Origin of the sequence: Bradyrhizobium sp. ISRA464 (assembly GCF_029910095.1) — a bacterium.
In the GTDB taxonomy this organism is placed as follows: domain Bacteria; phylum Pseudomonadota; class Alphaproteobacteria; order Rhizobiales; family Xanthobacteraceae; genus Bradyrhizobium.
On record NZ_CP094526.1, the window covers coordinates 792091 to 810332 of the forward strand.

Annotated in this window: 16 protein-coding genes; 7 read left to right on the forward strand and 9 right to left on the reverse strand. The window is 64.9% G+C overall.

The features are described from left to right. The first annotated feature begins 72 nt into the window (after positions 1–72). From MTX19_RS03695 to MTX19_RS03715, 5 genes are all read left to right on the forward strand, one after another. Complete coding sequence (locus MTX19_RS03695; RefSeq protein ID WP_280982478.1) at positions 73–1278, forward strand: ABC transporter substrate-binding protein; 1206 nt, start codon at positions 73–75, stop codon at positions 1276–1278. Positions 1279–1424: 146 nt separating this feature from the next. Continuing rightward, positions 1425–2219 (forward strand): enoyl-CoA hydratase, encoded by a 795-nt coding sequence (locus MTX19_RS03700; protein ID WP_280982479.1) that lies wholly within the window; start codon positions 1425–1427, stop codon positions 2217–2219. 3 nt (positions 2220–2222) lie between these two features. Continuing rightward, positions 2223–2972: a hypothetical protein gene (locus MTX19_RS03705; protein WP_280982480.1), complete on the forward strand. Its 750-nt coding sequence runs from the start codon at positions 2223–2225 to the stop codon at positions 2970–2972. Between the two features lie 329 nt (positions 2973–3301). Continuing rightward, positions 3302–5416, forward strand: a complete 2115-nt coding sequence (locus MTX19_RS03710) for an acetate--CoA ligase family protein (RefSeq protein ID WP_280985845.1) — start codon at positions 3302–3304, stop codon at positions 5414–5416. Positions 5417–5614: 198 nt separating this feature from the next. Next, a complete protein-coding gene (locus MTX19_RS03715; protein ID WP_280979716.1) occupies positions 5615–6697 on the forward strand; it encodes a transposase in 1083 nt (360 codons plus the stop codon). A 222-nt stretch (positions 6698–6919) separates the two neighbouring features. Here the strand turns inward: MTX19_RS03715 and MTX19_RS03720 are convergent, their stop codons facing one another. From MTX19_RS03720 to MTX19_RS03750, 7 genes are all read right to left on the reverse strand, one after another. Further along, positions 6920–7720 (reverse strand): enoyl-CoA hydratase/isomerase family protein, encoded by an 801-nt coding sequence (locus MTX19_RS03720; protein ID WP_280982482.1) that lies wholly within the window; start codon positions 7718–7720, stop codon positions 6920–6922. Between the two features lie 197 nt (positions 7721–7917). Next, entirely contained in the window at positions 7918–9078 is a 1161-nt protein-coding gene (locus tag MTX19_RS03725; protein WP_280982483.1) for an acyl-CoA dehydrogenase family protein, read from the reverse strand. Positions 9079–9101: 23 nt separating this feature from the next. Beyond that, complete coding sequence (locus MTX19_RS03730; protein ID WP_280985846.1) at positions 9102–10169, reverse strand: acyl-CoA dehydrogenase family protein; 1068 nt, start codon at positions 10167–10169, stop codon at positions 9102–9104. A 229-nt stretch (positions 10170–10398) separates the two neighbouring features. Beyond that, positions 10399–11241, reverse strand: a complete 843-nt coding sequence (locus MTX19_RS03735; protein ID WP_280982484.1) for a helix-turn-helix domain-containing protein — start codon at positions 11239–11241, stop codon at positions 10399–10401. A 2-nt stretch (positions 11242–11243) separates the two neighbouring features. Further along, complete coding sequence (locus tag MTX19_RS03740) at positions 11244–12377, reverse strand: NADH:flavin oxidoreductase/NADH oxidase (protein ID WP_280982485.1); 1134 nt, start codon at positions 12375–12377, stop codon at positions 11244–11246. A gap of 44 nt (positions 12378–12421) precedes the next feature. Beyond that, the gene (locus tag MTX19_RS03745) at positions 12422–13636 is read right to left on the reverse strand and encodes an ABC transporter substrate-binding protein (RefSeq protein WP_280982486.1); all 1215 of its coding nucleotides are present in this window, start codon (positions 13634–13636) and stop codon (positions 12422–12424) included. 15 nt (positions 13637–13651) lie between these two features. After that, complete coding sequence (locus MTX19_RS03750; RefSeq protein ID WP_280982487.1) at positions 13652–15280, reverse strand: AMP-binding protein; 1629 nt, start codon at positions 15278–15280, stop codon at positions 13652–13654. A 189-nt stretch (positions 15281–15469) separates the two neighbouring features. Between MTX19_RS03750 and MTX19_RS03755 the strand changes: the two genes are divergently transcribed. Further along, positions 15470–16231, forward strand: coding sequence for an N-acyl homoserine lactonase family protein (locus MTX19_RS03755; protein ID WP_280982488.1), 762 nt, complete (start codon positions 15470–15472; stop codon positions 16229–16231). A gap of 92 nt (positions 16232–16323) precedes the next feature. Then, positions 16324–17106, forward strand: coding sequence for an SDR family oxidoreductase (locus MTX19_RS03760; RefSeq protein ID WP_280982489.1), 783 nt, complete (start codon positions 16324–16326; stop codon positions 17104–17106). A gap of 156 nt (positions 17107–17262) precedes the next feature. On the opposite strand, the gene MTX19_RS03765 is transcribed toward MTX19_RS03760, so the two are convergent. Then, the gene (locus tag MTX19_RS03765) at positions 17263–17541 is read right to left on the reverse strand and encodes a GlsB/YeaQ/YmgE family stress response membrane protein (RefSeq protein ID WP_280982490.1); all 279 of its coding nucleotides are present in this window, start codon (positions 17539–17541) and stop codon (positions 17263–17265) included. A 38-nt stretch (positions 17542–17579) separates the two neighbouring features. Beyond that, the gene (locus MTX19_RS03770; protein WP_280982491.1) at positions 17580–18182 is read right to left on the reverse strand and encodes a YidB family protein; all 603 of its coding nucleotides are present in this window, start codon (positions 18180–18182) and stop codon (positions 17580–17582) included. Positions 18183–18242: the final 60 nt, after the last annotated feature.

An 18242-nucleotide genomic window follows, 5' to 3' on the forward strand; every position in this document is an offset into this window, starting at 1 on the left:
CGGCATGATCGCGCGCGAATGAAACGGACCGGCCGCGATGGAATGCGGCGCGGGCTTCAAGGGAGGCTTTTGATGAGACGAGTTTTGGCCGGCGTGCTGGCCTGTGTGCTTGCGATTTCGGCGAATCCGTCGATGGCGCAGGACAAGCCTCCGCTGAAACTCGGCGGCATCCTCGACATGTCGAGCCTCTATGCCGATATCACCGGCTCCGGCAGTGAAACTGCCGCCAAGATGGCGGTGGAGGATTTCGGCGGCGAGGTGCTCGGCCGCAAGATCGAGGTCGTCGTCGCCGATCATCTCAACAAGGCCGATCTCGCCGCCAACATCGCCCGCGACATGATCGACAACCAGCACGTCGAGATGATCTTCGACGTCGCGGCGTCCGCGACTGCGCTCGCCGCTGCCGAGATCGCGAAAGCGCGCGGCAAGATCATCATCTTCAACGGGCCCGGCTCGATCCGCCTCTCCAACGAGGCCTGCGGCCCCTACACCGTGCACTACGTGTTCGACACCTTCGCGCAGGCCAACGTCACCGGACTTGCCGCGGTGAAATCCGGCCTCGACACCTGGTTCTTCCTGACCGCGGACTATGCCTTCGGCCAGGACCTGGAGAAGGACACCTCCAACGTGGTGGTGAAGTCCGGCGGCAAGGTGCTGGGCAGCGTGCGGCATCCGATCAACACCTCGGATTTCTCGTCCTTCCTGCTGCAGGCGCAGGCCTCGAAGGCCAAGGTGATCGGGCTCGCCAATGCCGGCGGCGACACCATCAACGCGATCAAGCAGGCCGCGGAGTTCGGCATCACCAAGGGCGGCCAGAAGCTGTCGCCGCTGCTTGCCTTCGTGACCGACATCGACAGCGTCGGGCTCGAGACCGCGCAGGGCCTGCTGCTTGCCGAAGCCTTCTATTGGGACCTCAACGACGACACCCGCGCGTTCTCGAAGCGCTTCATGGAACGCACCAAGCGGGTGCCGACCTCGGCGCAGGCTGGCGTCTACTCCTCCGTGCTGCATTACCTGCAGGCGGTGAAGGCCGCGGGCACTACCGATTCGGCTGCGGTCATGAAGCTGATGAAGGAGACCCCGATCAACGACATGTTCGCCAAGAACGGCAAGATCCGCGAGGACGGCCGCATGGTGCACGACATGTACCTGTTCGAGGTCAAGAAGCCGTCGGAATCGAAAGGGCGCTGGGACGACTACAAACTGCTCGCGACCGTGCCGGGCGACCAGGCCTTCCAGCCGCTCGCAGACTCGCGCTGTCCGCTGGTGAAGAAATGACAAGGTTCGGCCGTCATTGCGAGGAGCGTTAGCGACGAAGCAATCCATGCTTCCGCGGATGCGGACGTGGATTGCTTCGCTTCGCTCGCAATGACGGCGCGGAGGTGGTTCCCGCTAATACCAACAACAACGAAAGGCAAAACGCCATGAGCGACAATCAGATGGTTCTCCAATCCCTCGACCAGGGCCTGCTCACGATCACGATGAACCGGCCTGAGCGGCGCAACGCGCTCAATCCCGACATGACGCGCGGGCTGGTGGACGCCGCGCGGCGCGCGCAGGACGATCCCGACGTGCGCGCGGTGCTGATCAAGGGTGCCGGCGGCACCTTCTGCGTCGGCGGCGACGTCAAGTCGATGGCGGAGGGCCGCGCGCCGCTTCCGTTCGAGACCAAGATGGCGAACCTGCGCCGCGGCATGGAGGTCTCGCGCATCCTGCACCAGATGCCGAAGCCGGTGGTGGCGCAGCTCGATGGCGCGGCGGCCGGTGCCGGGCTTTCGATCGCGCTGTCCTGTGATCTCCGCGTCGCCAGCGCGTCTTGCAAGATCACGACCGCCTTCGCCAAGGTCGGCTTCTCCGGCGATTACGGCGGCACCTATTTCCTCACCAAGATGCTCGGCAGCGCCAAGGCGCGCGAGCTCTATCTGATGTCGCCGGTGCTGTCGGCGCAGGAGGCCCTGGGTCTCGGCATGGTGAGCAAGGTGATGCCCGATGCCGAAATCGATGCGGCGGCGCTCGAGCTGGCGCGGTCGCTGGCGCAGGGGCCGTCGGTCGCGCTCGGCTACATCAAGCGCAACATCAACAATGCCGAGACGATGACGCTGGAAGCCTGCTTCGACGGCGAGGCGATCCATCACTCGCGTGCCGGCGAGACCGCCGACCACAAGGAAGCGGCCAAGGCCTTCGTCGAGAAGCGCAAGCCCACCTTCCAGGGGCAGTAAGCGATGGCCGACTACATGCGGCTGCGGCAGATCTGCCTGGTTGCGCCGCAGCTCGAGCCCGTGATCTCGGACATCTCCGCGATCATGGGCCTCAATGTCTGTTACCGTGACGGTAACGTGGCGAAGTACGGCCTGGAGAATGCGCTGCTGCCGGTCGACACTATCCTCCTCGAGGTGGTCGCGCCATTCCAGCCGGACACGGCGGCCGGGCGCTTCATCGAGAAGACCGGCGGCCGCGGCGGCTACATGGCGATCTTCGCTTGCGAAGATCCCGACGTGCGCGGTGCCAAGGCCAATGCGATGGGCGTGCGCACCGCCAACGTGATCACGCACGCGCCCTATCACGGCGTGCAATTGCACCCGCGCGACTGTCGCGCTGCCTTCATCGAGTTCAATCACACCGACGGCAGCGACGACATTCTCGGTCCGTATCCGCCCGCCGGCCCGGACTGGCAGAAGTCGATCCGCAAGGACACGACTCTGGCGCTGACCGAGGTCGAGATGCAGAGCCCCGAGCCGCAGGCATTGGCGGAGCATTGGGGCAGGATCATCGGCATCCCCGCGACCGGCACGACGCTGAAGCTGCCGAACAGCGCCTTCCGGTTCGTCAAGGGCGACAGCGAGATCATGAGCGGATTGACGTTCAAGGTCGCGAACAGGGCGAAGGTGCTGGATGCGGCGAAGGCGAGGGGCTGCGCGGTGTCGGGCGATGAGTTCTTGCTCTGCGGTGTGACGTTCAAGCTGACGGCATGACATTCGTAGCCCGGATGGAGCCAACGGGTCGCGCGAACGCGCGCCCGATGACAGGCTCCGCGAAATCCGGGGCCGCGCTCTCCGCGGTTGGACTGTTCCCGGATTGCGCTGCGCTTCATCCGGGCTACGCATCTACGACCCGTCATCCCCGCGAAAAGGCTTCGCCTTTGTCGCTGGAGGAGCACGTAGCGCGTCTCGAAGGATCACGGCCCGGCCGTGGCCGTCCATCCTTCGAGGCTCGCTTCGCGAGCGCCTCAAGATGACGGGGGAAGATTGAGCTGATGGCAGCGATCCAATATCGTGAGCACAACAATAATCGGAACGCTCCCATGCCGCATCCGCTCGATTCCTTCTTCGCACCAAAGAGCATCGCGCTGATCGGCGCCTCGCGCGATCACGAGAAGATTCCGGGGCGGTTGCTCGCGATGTTGCGCAAGAACGGCTATCCGGGGAACCTCTATCCGATCAATCCGAACTATGACGAGATCGACGGGCTAAAATGCTTCAAGTCGATCGCCGACATCGGCGCGCCGATCGATCTTGCCGTTATCGTCATTCCTGCCCGCACGGTGTTGGCGGCGCTGGAACAGTGCGCGGCCGTGGGCGTCAAGAACGCCGTCATCATCTCCTCCGGCTTTGCCGAGGAGGGCGGCGACCGCGCGGCGATGCAGGATGCGATCGTGGCGTTGGCGCGGAAGACCGGCATGCGGATCTCCGGCCCGAACGCCGAAGGCTTCTACAGTCAGGTGCAGAAGGTCGCCGCGACCTTCAGCCCGACCGTCGACGTCAAGCCGGATGCGCCGGCGCTCGTTGCGAGCAAGCGGCGGATCGGCATCGTCGCACAGAGCGGCGGCATCGGCTTTGCGATCTATCACCGCGCCAAGGCGCTGGGCATCGCGCTCAGCTACGTCGTCAGCGCCGGCAATGAGAGCGATCTCGGCGCCGGCGAGTTCCTCGACTACATGGTGCAGGATGCATCCACCGACGTGATCCTGCTGTTCATCGAGGGCATCCGTGACGTCGACAAGTTTATGGCCGCTGCAAAGCGAGCGGCGGAGCTCAGGAAACCCGTGATCGTGACCAAGGTCGGCCGCTCCGGCGCCGGCGAGCGCGCGGCCGCCTCGCACACCGCGAGCATGGCCGGATGGTCAGCGGCCTATGACGCGGTGTTCGCCAAATACGGCTTCATCGTCTCCAACGATCTCGACGAAGCCGTCACGATCGCCGCGGTGCTGGCGACCAATCCGCTGCCGAAGGGCGATCGCGTTGCGGTGCTGACCGTCTCCGGCGGCGCCGGCATCTGGGGTGCCGACACCGTGTCGATGCAAGGCCTGCGCGTGCCCGAGCTCTCGGCTGATGTCCAGGGCCAGATCAAGCAGTGGATGCCGTCCTATGGCGCGGCGGGCAATCCGGTCGACGTGACCGCGCAGGGCGTCTCCAGCGGCGGCCTGCAGAACAGCATCGAGCTGTTCGACGCGTCCGATGAAGTCGACGCGACGCTGGTCGTGCTGTCGCTGTCGAGCGAGACGCGGATGCCGTTCAAGGAGGCCGAGCTGAAGCCTGTGATCGCAGCGCAGCGGAAGCCGGTGGTGTTCTATTCCTACACGCTGCCGTCGCAATTTGCGCGGCAGGAGCTCGCAAAGTCCGGCGTTGTGGTGCTCTCGGGGCTGACGCATGTCGGCGTCGCGATGCGGCGTCTCGCCGACTATGCGAAGTTCAGACTGGCGCCCGAGGTGGAAAGCGCGGCGTCGCCGCCGCGCGATCTTTCGGCGCATTTGAGATCGAAGACGCTGTCCGAATTCGACAGCAAGTCGCTGCTGCGCGCGGCCAGCATCGCGCTACCGCACGAGGTACTGGTCACCGAGCGCGACGGGCTCGACGCCGCGATCGCGCAGGCTGGATTTCCGCTTGTGATGAAGATCCAGTCGCCCGACATCCCGCACAAGAGCGAGGTCGGCGGTGTCCGCGTCAACATCAGGGCCAAGGGTGAGGCATTCACGGCCTATCGCGACATGCTGGAGAGCGTGCAGCAGCATCGGCCGCAGGCCGCGATCCAGGGCGTGCTGGTCGGGCCGATGGCGAAGAGGGGCGTCGAGATCATTGTCGGCACCATGATCGACAAGACGTTCGGGGCGATGGTGATGGTCGGACTCGGCGGCGTCACGACCGAACTGTTCAAGGATGTGGTCTACCGTCCGGCGCCGGTGAGCGCGGCGGAGGCGTCGGCGATGCTGGAGACGCTGAAGGCCGTGCCGCTGCTGCAAGGATTCCGGGGCGCGCCGAAGGCGGACGTCGCGACGCTAGCGCGATTGATCTCGGAGATATCGCTGTTGGCAGCACGGCACGCAGGCGACATCGCGGAGATCGAGGTCAATCCGGTGCTGGTGCACCCCGAAGGGCAGGGCGTCACCATCGTCGATGCGCTGGTGGTGCCGAGAAAGTAGTGACTTTCCCCTCACGTCGCCCCGGCGAAGGCCGGGGCCCATAACCACCGAATTGAATTGTGAGAGAGGCCGACGCCGCTTGTACCCTTTCCGCGGGCCGCGGCGTATGGGTCCCGGCCTTCGCCCATAGGCGCTAAAATAGGATTTGCGCGTTGGATTTGCTTGTGATTCCAAGATGGGATGAGGCACGAATCGCTTGTGAACGAAGACTGGGCGCGTGTTGTTGCGCGGCTTGGCGGGGCCGATGCTCTCGGGGTCAGCGCCCGCGAGACGAAGGCGTTTGTCCGCCCGCGAGAGATTAGCAATGCGGTCGATTTGCTGCGTCTGATCCTGGCGTACTGTCTCGGCGAGAGGGGTCTGCGGTTGACGACGGCATGGGCAACCTCGGTGGGCCTTGTCGATATCTCCAACGTGGCTCTGTTGTATCGCTTGCGTCAATGCGGGGATTGGCTGGCGCGCCTGGTAGGCCAAGCGCTTGTGAGCGGTGCACCGAAGGCGAGCCGCGGTCGCCTGATCCGCATTGTTGACGCCACGACGGTCCCCAAGGCTGGGACGAGCGGCAGGAACAAGAACGCGGTGTGGCGTGTCCACAGTGCGTTCGATCTTCCGCGGGAGCGTTTTGGTCACTTCGAATTGACTGATGAGCGCGGGGGCGAGACGCTGGATCGGATACCGGCGGTTGCCGGCGAAATCCGTCTTGCCGATCGCGCCTATCTGCAGCCCGAGCGCATGGCACGTCTGCTCGATGCCGGTGCGGACTTCGTGATCCGGTCCGGCTGGAAGAGTGCGCGTTGGCTTGATGCCGAAGGTGGTCTGGTTGATCTCACGGCCGAACTGCGCAAAGCCACGGCAGGCGGCATGATCGATCGGCCGATCTGGATAAAACGCAGGTCTGGCGTGCCGCTCGCCATGCGTCTGGTTGCGATCAGGAAGCCGGCGCAAGCTGCCGCGGCTGCGCGACGCAAGGCACGCCGGACCGCACAAAAGGGAGGCCATCAGCTCTCCAGGCAAACACTGGACGCCGCAGATTGGGTGATCCTGGTGACCTCACTCAAACCAAAGGACTTCACGACTGCCGACATTTTCGCCCTCTATCGGCTACGATGGCGCATCGAGCTCGGCTTCAAGCGGCTGAAAAGCTTGATTGGCCTGAAGGGGCCGCCCGGAACTGACGAGCGATCCGCCAGACCCCATATCCTTGCCCATCTGCTGATCATTCTTCTGCTCGAGCCGCTCGTCGACGAACTCGAGGACTCTCCCCGCTTGGCCGACGCCGCCTGACCCGCCCAGGGGCGTGGCGTCTCCTGCACCAGCTCGTCGCTTCGCTACGGCAAGCCATCATTCCCCAGCCCGCAATCGCTTGCCTCCGCAGACTCCGCTCCACGCTCCGGCGGCACCTCCGCGAGCCGCCCAGACACAAGCGTCGCTATCAAGCAATCCAACTATCTTAGCGCCTATGGGCCTTCGCCGGGACACCGTGTTGAGGGAGCCGCGTTTGCGCGCTTACCGCCCCTTGAAGTTGGCGATGCGGCGCTCGGCGGTTGCCTTGACGCCTTCCTTGAAGTCCTCGGTGGCGCGCAGCTTGGTCTGTTCGACCAGCTCGTGGTTGGTCGCGGCGAGCACGCGGTCGGCGAGGCCGGCACGCATCGTGGCACGGGTGGACACGAGCCCGAGCGGCGAGCATTCGGCGATCTCCTGCGCCAGCTTCATCGCGGCAGCCCGCACCTGGTCCTGCGGCACCAGCACGTTGGCGAGGCCCCAGCGATAGGCTTCCTCGCCCGTGACGCGGCGGCTGGTGTAGAACATCAGCTCGGCATTGTTCTTGCCGATCAGCTCCGGCAGCGTCGCGGTGAGGCCGAAACCGGGATGGAAGCCGAGCTTGGTGAAGTTCGCCGAGAAGCGCGTCTCGGGGCAGGCGACGCGGAAGTCGGCCGAGACGGCAAGCCCGAGCCCGCCGCCGATCGCGGCGCCGTGCACGGCGGCGACGATCGGCTTCTTGTTGCGGAAGATGCGCACCGCCTGAACGTAGAGATGGTTGATCGGCAGGTTCGAGGCCGGATCGCTCTTGGCGCGCTCCTCCTGCTCCTGGCGGGCCGGGTCGCCGAAATTGGCGCCGGCGCAGAACGCCTTGCCTTGCGCTGCGAGCACCGAAGCACGGATCTCGATATTGTTGTCGAACTCCTCCAGCGCATCGGCGATCTGGTTGATCAGCGAGACGTCGAAGAAGTTCAGCGGCGGCTTGCGGATTTCGATCAGGCCGACATGGCCGTGGGTTTCGACGCCGATATCAGTGTACTTGGTCATCTGTTGTCTCCGTAAGGCTTCAATCTCTCGGCGCAGAGATCTTCACCTCTCCCAAGGGGAGAGGTCGATTTGCGCCAGCAAATCGGGTGAGGGGGTGTGCTCTCTCGATGGACCGTGATCCCTCACCCGGCGCTGCGCGCCGACCTCTCCCTGAGAGGTGAAGTGCGCAGGCGGTGAGATCGTCGGTGCCATCGGCGTTAGCGCAGGCCCAGTCCGCGGGCGATGATGCCGCGCAGCACCTCGGTGGTGCCGCCCTGGATCGTCAGCTTGGGCGCGGTCTTGATGGCGAAATCGAGCTGCTTTTCCAGCGTCTCGCGATTGGTGGCGGTCTCCTCGACGAAGGCCGCAAGATCACGGACGCGATGCGGCAGCTGCTGCTCCCACACCGTGCCGATGTCCTTCACGATCGAGGCTTCGACCACCGGCTCCTTGCCGGCCTGCAACATGCCGGCGACCGACACCGACATGCGGCGCATGGTGTGCACCTGCGCCACCAGGCGTCCGATGCCTTCCGCGCTGCGGGTGTCCGGAGTCTTGCCGACGGCACGCACCAGCTCGGTCAGCACATAGTAGGTTTCGAGGAAGCGCTCGGGGCCGCTGCGCTCATAGGCGAGCTCGCTGGTCGCCTGCTTCCAGGCGCCGTCGATCTCACCCAGCACATGATCGTCGGGCACGAAGTAGTCGGTGAACACCACCTCGTTGAATTCGCGCTGTCCGGTAATCTGGCCGATCGGGTTCACCTGGATTCCCGGCTGCTTCATCTTGACCAGGAACTGGGTCAGGCCGTGGCGCCGGTTCTCCTTGGTCGGCGGCGAGGTGCGGAACAGCGCGATCATGTAATCGGCAATGTGCGCCGACGAGGTCCAGATCTTGGTGCCGTTGATCAGATAGCCGCCGTCGGTCTTGGTCGCGCGCGTCTTTGCCGCGAACAGGTCCGAGCCGGAGTTCGGCTCGCTCATGCCGATGGCGAAGCAGAGCTCGCCGCGGCAGATCCGCGGCAGGATGTCCATCTTGATGTGCTCGGGCGCGTATTTGAGCAGGACCGGGCCGCTCTGGCGGTCGGCGACGAAGAAGCGCCGGGTCGGCGCGTTCGCCACCCGCATCTCCTCGGTGACCACATAGCGTTCGAGGAACGAGCGTTCCTGGCCGCCATATTTCTTCGGCCAGGTCATGCCGAGCCAACCCTTGGCGCCGACGCGGCGGGAGAACTCGGGCGCGTCATTGTCCTCGCGGTTGGGTGCGTGGGGATCGAAGGTGCCGGCGGCGATTTCCTCGGCGAGGAAGGCGCGCACCTCCTTGCGGAGCTGCTCGCACTTTTCCGGCAGGCGGATCGGATCGAAACGAAGGGCTGCGGTCATGTGATGTCTCTAATGTCCGGATCTCAGCGCGAGGCCACCAGCGGCCACAATTCGTCGGCGCCACGGTCGGCGACGCGCTTGCCGAGCTCGACCGCCCAGTAGCTCTCCGAGCCGAAATCGTCGCGCCAGGCGAGCGCGCGCAGCGAGTAGCGGTGCAGGATGTGCTCGACGGTGAAGCCGATCGCGCCGTGCACTTGATGCGCGATGCCGCCGCCCTTTTCTGCCGCTTCCGAGCAGCGGATCTTTGCGGACGTCGCTTCGAGGAACACCGCGTCATTGTCCAGTGACGTGGCGTTGACGATGGTGTCGGCTGCCGAGGTCGCCGCGGCCAGCGCCGCGGCGGACTCGCCGGCGAGGCGGGCGAGGTTGTGCTGCACGGCCTGGAATTTCGAGATCTTCTTCTCGAAGGCGACGCGCTCGTTGGAATAGCGCACCGAGATATCCAGCAGCGATTCCAGTGCGCCGGCGATCTGCAGGCTCCGTACCACGCCGCCCATCAGCATCAGCGTGGTCTGGTCAAAACCCTTCGGGGCCGGCTTGATTGAGATCGGCTGCACCTTGTCGAGCGTGACGGTATCGCTGTGATCGCCGCCGAGGCCGATGCCGGATTCGATCCGGCATTTCGCGGCGTCGACCAGCGCGATCGACGCCCCGCCGTTGCCGTGCGCCAGCACCGCGACATGCTTTGCCTCCTTCGCGAACGGCACGCCGCGGGCGCGGCCGGAGAGGCTGCCGTCGGCATTGAGGGTGATGCGGTCCTTCGGGCTTGCCGGCAGCACGGTCATCTCGCCTTCGGGGGAGGCGATCTTCGCCTGCGTCAGCAGCCAGCCGGCGAGCATTGTTTCGGCCAGCGGAACAGCGATCGCATGCCGCCCGGCGACGTTGAGGACGCTGAAGCCTTCGGCGAGGCTGGCGCCGGAACCGCCGAGATCGTCCGGCACCCAGGAGAGCGGCAGGCCGGCTTCCGTCAGCGCCTGCCACAGCGGCGCTTTCCATGCGCCCTGCTTGTCGTGATTGATGGTTTGGGCATCTGCGAGATCGGCGAAGATCTTTTCCGCGGTCTCGGCGACGATGTTCTCACTCTCCGCCACAGCGTTCCTCTTGTTGATTGGCTTGGGTCCGGCCGCTCGGCAGACCTGCTTGCGATGCTGTCTTGCGCTCAATGATGCGGAAAAGCCATAGCCGTGACAAGCGCTGCCCGCAGGGCCGCTTGCGCTGATGGCATGAAGCCGGACTGCCCGCGCGAATTCCGCATAGTGGATTTTTGGCGACTTCGGTCGGTATGCCGTGCGCGGGAGCAGGTTGGTCGGCGACATCCGTTCAGTCCGCCAGATGAAACCGGATCGCCTTCCGCATTAGGTCGGCGAGTTCGGCTTCCTGCGCGATCAACGCATCGGTCAGTCCGGCGACGCACAGCACCAGCGGCTCGTTCGATTCCGCGATCGGCGGCAGGTTCATGGCAACGACGCCGGCGCCCGGCGTGACCAGACCGAGCGAGAAGGCATGCCCCTTGGCGCGGACCTTTTTCAGCTCCAGCAGCAAGGCCTTGATGTCGATCTGGCGATCGGGCTGCGTCTCGTTGTCGTTGATCAGGCGCACAAGGCGGCGGACTTCGCGGTCCGGATAGGCCGACAGCAGCGCGTAGCCCGATCCGGATCGGGCCAGCGGCCGCAGCGTGCCGGATTTGACATACAGGCGCATCGGCAGCTTGGCCTGAATGACATGAACGTATTGCGCGGTGAGGCCGTTGCGCACCGCGACCATGATGGTCTCCCCGGTCTTCGCGGAGAGGTCCTCCATCAAATTGATCAGGCGTCCCTTGGTGAAAAGCGCCGGGCTCAGCCAGTGCCCCAGCATCGAAACCCGCGGCGTCGGGATATAGGTCCGACGGCTGGTGTCGTAGTGCAGATAGCCGAAGGCGGTCATCGTCCGCATCAGCGCCGAGGTGCTGGACTGCGGAAATTTCAGCGCGGTCGCAACCTCGATCGCCGACGCGGCGCGCTGATGCTCCTCGAAGAATTCGAGCACGTCGAACACGCGCCGCGCCGACTTGACCGAATTCTCCATCTTCGGAAGATCGCGCGAGGTATCGCCGGGGCCGTCGCAAGACCGCGCGCCGGCCGCGGGGCCGGCGCTCGCCACATCTTTCTTCGCCACCGGCATCGCTATCGTCCCTGCTGCGCCACCCGCCGCTTCAGCCACCAGCCATATTGCTCCGGCCAATGCGACCACTCCGGATCGCAACCGAGCGCGAGCGCCATCTGGGCAGGCCAGTTCGGATTCCACAGCAGTTCGCGGCCGAGCGCAATAAGCGTCGCCTTGCCGTCCCGCAAAATGGCTTCCGCGTAGTCAGCCTCGCGGATCAGTCCGACCGCGACCGTCGGCATGCCGGCCTCCTTCTGGATGCGCTCGGCGAACGGAACCTGGAAGCCGGGGGTCCGCGATACCAGCGAATTGCCGCGCGGCAGCTTCATCCCGCCCGACGAGCAATCGACCATATCGATGCCGATCGCCTTCAGCTCGGTCGCAAACGCGATCGAGTCCTCGATCGACCAGCCGATATCGACGCCGTCGACCGACGAGATGCGCACGAAGGCCGGCAGATGGTCGGGCCATTTCTCGCGCATGATCCGTGCGATGCGTAGCGGCAGACGCATGCGGTTCTCCCGCGACCCGCCGTATTTGTCGTTGCGGTTGTTCGCCAGCGGCGACAGGAAGGAATGCATCAGATAGCCGTGTGCGCAGTGCAGCTCGACGATGTCGTAGCCGGCGGCCCTGGCGCGGCGAAAGGCCTGGCGGAAGTGGTCCACCACGCCATCGATCTCCTCGGCGGTCAGCATGTGCGGCGCCGGCCAGCCGTCGTCGAAGGGAATTCTGCTCGATGCCGCGATCTTCCACGGCTCTTCGCCGCGCGCCTTGATGTCGGCCTCACTGAGCGGGCCGCCGCCTTCCCATGGCCGCTGCGAGGATCCCTTCCTGCCGCTGTGCGCGATCTGGATCGCCGCCTTGGCATCGAAGCGGTGGATCAGCGCGGCGAGGGTGGCGTGGCCCGCGACCTGAGCGTCGTTCCAGATGCCGAGGCATCCGTGGGTGATGCGCCCCTGCACGCTCACCGAGCTCTGCTCGACGAAGATGAGGCCGGCGCCGCCGGCCGCGAGCTTGCCGATATGCGCGGTGTGCCAGTCGGTGGCGTGGCCGCCGCGCGCCGAATAGGTCGCCATCGGCGACACCATGATCCGGTTCTTCAGTTCGAGGTCGCGCAGTCGGAGCGGGGTGAAGAGCAGCGGCAGTTCGGTCATGCGATGTCCAGCCTTGCCTGTGGGTTGCGGGTTGGTGAGAGCGATCATTTCTTCAGCAGCGGACAGGCGCTCTCCTCAGACGTCGCAAACGCCTCCTTGCCCGGAATCACCTGCACCAGCTTCTCGTAGTCCCAGGCGCCCTTGGACTCCGCGGGCGATTTCACCTGCACCAGATACATGTCATGGATGAGCTGGCCGTCTTCTCGCAGGTAGGCATTACGGGCAAAGAAGTCGTCGATCGGCATGTCCTTCATCTGGGCGATCACCTTGGGGCCATCGTCGGTCCCCGATTTCTCGATCGCCTTGAGGTAGGTCATGACCGCGGAGTGGAGGCCGGCCTGCACCATGGTCGGCCGCTTCTTGGTCTTGGCCATGAAGCGCGCGGCGAAGTCGCGGGTCTTGTCGTCGAGGTCCCAGTAGAAGGCGGTTGCGAGCTGCAGCCCCTGGGCCGCCTGCAGGCCGATCGCATGGATGTCGCTGGTCTGCATCAGGAAGGCTGCCAGCTTCTGCTTCTGGGCAAGCCCGAATTCCTGCGCCTGCCGGATCGAGTTGGCGAGATCGCCGCCGGTGTTGGCGAAAGCGATCACGTCCGCGTTCGAGCTCTGGGCCTGCAGCAGATAGGACGAGAAATCCATGCTGTTGAGCGGATGCCGCACCTCGCCGGCGATAGTGCCGCCGAGCTTCTCCACCGTCTTGGCGGCGTCGTTGCGCAACGCGTGGCCGAAGGCGTAATCAACCGTGACGAAGTACCAGCTCTTGGCGCCGCCCTTGGCAAGGGCGCGCGCGGTGCTGTTGGCGAGCGCGTAGGTGTTGTAGGTCCATTGCACCGAATTCGGCGAGCAACTTTTCCCGGTCAGATCGGAGGAACCGGCCGACGACACCAGCATCGCCTTGTTTTTCTGCTTGGTGAGTTCGAGCACGGCGAACGCCACGGCGGAATTGGCGAAGTCGACGATGACGTCGACATTCTCCTGCTCATACCAGCGCCGCGCGATGCCGGCGCCGACATCGGCCTTGTTCTGGTGATCGGCATCGACCATCGTGATCGGCTTGCCCAGAACCTTGCCGCCGAAATCCGCGATCGCCATCCGCACCGCTTCGACCGATCCGGGGCCGGTCGCGTCGGCGTAGAGTCCGGCCTGGTCGGTCAGCACGCCGATCTTCACCATGTCGTCGGAGATTTGCGCATGGGATGGGGTGGCGAAGGCGGCCGACAGGACTGCGGCGCCCGCGGCGATCCCTCGGAAAGTCGATGTCATTGTTGTTCGTTTCCTCTAGCTGGGCTGTCTTATGGCGTTGGTCTTGTCTTGCCGCAGGTCGATCATGCCTGGATGCGATTGCGGGTCTTTGTCCGCGCCGAGCAGCGCGTGTTTCTGGATCTTGTTGGTCGAGGTTAGCGGCAACTCCGCGACGAAGGCGATCCAGGCCGGCAGCTTGAATGGCGCGAGGCGCTCGCGGCAGAACCGGAAAATCTCCTGCGCCAGCGCGTGCGAAGCATCGGCGCCGTCATTGAGCACGATGAAGGCCGCGACTTCCTCGTCGCGGATCGGATCGCGCGCGGCGACGATCGCTGCCTGCTTGACCAGTCGAGACGTCGTCAGCACGGCCTCGACCTCGGCCGCGGAGATGTTCTCGCCGGCGCGCCGCACCAGGTGCTTCAGGCGGTCGACGAACACGAAGGCGCCGTCATCGTGCTGCCAGGCGCTGTCGCCGGTGTGGAACCAGCCGCCGCGCCGCGCCTGCTCGGTGGCCTCCGGGTCTTTCAAATAGCCTGAGAAGAAGCCGCGCCGCGGCGTTGCGTCGGAGTGGCGCACGCAGAGTTCGCCAATCATGCCTTTCGGCACTGCATTGCCATCGGCATCCAGAATCGTCATCTCGAGGCCGGGCTCGCTGCGGCCGATGGTGTTGGTCTCGAGATGCCGCGGCTCGACCGTGTTGAACGGGCTGCGTCCGGTCTCCGTCATGCCCCAGCCCTCGACGAAGGGAATGCCGAAGCGCGCGCGGGCGCTCGCGCGCTGCTCGGGATTGGCACCGACGCCCATCGAAAAGCGCAGCGCGTGGGCGTTCTCGTCCGGCGTCTCGGGCTGGGCGAGCAGGGCCGCGACGATCACGCCGAGATAATGCAGCACCGTTGCCCGGCAGGTGACGATGTCGCGCCAGGCGAACTTTGCATTGAAACGCTCCGGCAGGATCAGGCAGCCACCGGTCAGCATCATCGCCATCGTCGTCAGCGTGAGGCCGGCCATGTGGAACAGCGGCAGCGGACTGTACAGGCGCTCGGTGCCGACATGATAGGTCGCCTCGCCGCCGCGGCTTGCGTACCAGCGGCCGGCGCCGACCACGTATTCGTTGGTGAGAATGCATCCCTTTGGCCGCGCCGTCGTGCCGGAGGTGTAGAGCAGCGCGGCCTCGGTGTCGCTTCCGGGATCGTCGGCGCGCGGCGGCGGCCGCTTCGTCAGCGGGATTCGCGTCACGCTCACGCCGAGATCGTCGCCCGACACCGCAAGCAGCGGCACCGCGCCGCCCAGCGCCTTCTGCAATTCCTTCTGATCAGGCAGCGTGACGATCAGATCAGGCTCGGCATGCGCGATCAGATATTCGATTTCCGCTGCGCGGTAGGCCGGATTAATCGGAACGATCGAGACGCCGAGGCCGTTGAGCGCCAGCCAATGCACGATGAAATCAGGCCGGTTCTCCAGCAACAGGCAGGCGCGGTGTCCGTGGCCGAAGCCGGCCGCGCGGTACTGATCGCGCAGCGCACAGACCTGCCGCGCAATGTCGCCATAGGACAGCTCGATGCCATCGGGAAAATAGGCGCGATCGGGACGCGCGGGAATGCAAAGGAAGGATCTGAACGCCGCAGCATCGGCAGTCGCAGCGAACACGCTGAACACGGTGTACATCGTGGCGTCGTTTCCCTCGGGTGGCCGCGAGTCGATGTCAACGATGCCGGTCGACGAGAGCTGCTTCGTTGAGCGCGTTGCCGCGATCGCGGCGTTGCGCGGAAGCTATAAGGGAGATTAATCTGCTGTCAAATCCATTATGAGTTTCCATAAAACTCATATGTAGTTTGAGGCATCAGGGGTGACGTGATGAAGATGCATATGTTGTCGGGCGGCCGGCTCAGGATGGCGAAGCGGACCTATCTGCCCGACGCCGCGCGTGGTGAGATGTTCGAGCTTCCGGTGTCATGCGCGCTCATCCGGCACGCTCAGGGCAATGTGCTGTTCGATACCGGATGTCATCCCGACGTTGCGACCGATCTCGAAGGTCGGCTCGGCACGCTCGCCAAGTACATGAATCCGATCATGCCAGCGGGCGATCATGTGCTGACGAGTCTCAAGGCGGTCGGCCTCGGCCCCCACGACATCGATGTCGTGATCTGTTCCCACCTGCACACCGATCATTGCGGCTGCAACGCCTTCTTCAAGAAGGCGACGATTTTCGTCCACGCGCTCGAGATCGAGGCTGCGAATGCGCCTGATGCGTTCGATCGCGGATACATCAAGGCGGATTGGGATCATCCGCTGAAGATGGAAATCTTCGACCGGCAGACGGACGTGTTCGGCGACGGCAAGCTGACCCTGATCCCGCTGCCCGGACACTCCAAGGGAACGACCGGCGCGCTGGTCAAGCTCGACAAGAGCGGCGAATTCCTGCTCGCTTCCGACGCGCTGAGCGTGCGCGCGAATCTCGACCAGCGAACTTCCCCGAGGAATAGCCTCGATGTCGATCAGTTCCTGAAATCGCTCGACGAGATCGCGAAGCTCGAGGCCGCCGGCGTCAAGATCATCTGCGGCCACGACGATGCGCAGTGGGCGAGCCTGCGAAAGGGGCCGGACGCCTATGCGTAAGGGCCTTGCTGATTTGCAGGTATTTCTCCGCGCGATGTGGTATCCGACGGTCCGGAATTGAACTGGACCAGAACAACAAAAAGGAAACGCAGATGTCGAAGGAAGGTTTGTGCGCGATCGTGACCGGGTCCGCATCGGGGCTCGGTGCTGCTACGGCGCAAATCCTCGCCACGGACGGCGCGCGCATCATCATCAACTATTCCAACAGCAAGGCGGAGGCTGAGGCGACCGCGGAAGCCTGCCGCAAGCAGGGCGCCGAGGTGCTGGTGGTGCAGGGCGACGTCTCGCGCGACGAGGACTGCAAGAAGATTGCCGCCGCGGCGCAAGGTTGGGGCCGGCTCGACGTGCTGGTCAACAATGCCGGCACCACCAAGCATGTGCCGCATCACGATCTCGACGGGCTGTCGGCGGAAGACTTCCAGCGCATCTATGCCGTCAACACCATCGGCCCGTTCCAGATGGTCCGCGCCGCGCGTGCGCTGCTGGAAACCGGCGCGAAGGCATCAGGCCGGCCGTCGGCGGTGGTGAACGTCTCCTCGATCGCCGGCATTTCCGGCGGTGGTTCGTCGGTCGCCTATGCCGCGAGCAAGGGCGCGCTCAACACCATGACGCAGTCGCTGGCGCGCGCGCTGGCGCCCCTGATCCGCGTCAACACGGTTTGCCCGGGCTATATCGATACGCCGTGGTTCACCAAGGGCCGCGGCGAGGCGGGCGCCAAGCAGGTGCGCGATGCCGTGGTGGCGCGGGTGCCGCTGAAGGTCGCGTCGACGGCGGAGGATATCGCCAACCTGGTCTGCTTCCTGGCAAGCCCGGCGTCGAGCAACATGACCGGTGAGTTCGTTCGCATGGACGCCGGCATGCATTTGATTCAGTAAAGGCGTCTCTGTGGATGGCAGGACATAGCCGAGAGACAGCGTCGCTTCCGCAGGCTTATGCCCGGCCATCCATCGTCCCGCTGAGCCGTTGCAAAGACGTAAATGCCCGGGACAAGCCCGGGCATGACGTTGTTGAAGCGGTCTTCGCGCCTGCTCTTATTTGTTGCCGGGATCGGAGACCACGCCCGCCGCGACCAGCCGGTTCCAGATGAACAGCACCACCAGCGCGCCGATCGTGGCGGTGATGAAGCCGGCGCCCTGCTCGGGACCGTAATGGCCGATCGCCTGGCCGACCCAGGTTGCGAGAAACGCACCGGCGATGCCGAGCACTGTGGTGAGAATGAAGCCGCTTGGATTGTTCGGCCCCGGCGACAGGAACCGCGCGATGATCCCTGCGACAAAGCCGACGATGATGACCCAGATGATGCCGCCCATGTCAGTGGTCCTCCTCGGATGGAATCAAACCGCCGCCGTCACAGCCTGCCGTGCAGTTCGTCGCCGCTCGGCAGCCGCCCGTCCGGCGTCAGGTGATTGATCACGTCGGGCAGATACTGGCTCAGGCCCTGCAGCAAATCGTCGCGCGACATGCCGCTCTGCGATGCCAACGAATCGATCTGGTCGGCGCCGAGCGCGTTGGCGAGATCGCCAGGCGAGATCTGCTTGTTGGGACCGTTGCTGACCCAGGAATTTGCCGCGTCGCCATGCCCCGTCTGCTGAAGTTGGTTGAGCAGGTCGCCGAGGCCGCCGCTCAGCACAGTGCCGGCCGCGCCGCCTGCGAGCAGTCCGCCGAGGCCGCTCTTGAGCACATCAGAGAGTCCGCCGCCGGACCCGCCGGGAAGTCCCGCGGTCACGTTGCCGGGGAGCGGCGGAGCCTGTGACGGCGTCGGTGCCGGCGCTGCGGTACCCGGCTGGTTGCTGCCGGTGAAATGCTTGACGGCTTTCCAGGCAAGCAGCGCCAGGATGGCCATCGTCATCGGCGACATTCCCCCACCACTGGAGCTGTCGGATTGTGTGCTTGGCGCACTCGGACCGCGGGGCCCGTTCTGCATGCCGTTGAGTACGTCGAGTAAACCCATGATTGTCTCCTGCAGCAACCGTGCCCCGCGGCAGAAACATAACGGCCGCTCGTGACGGTT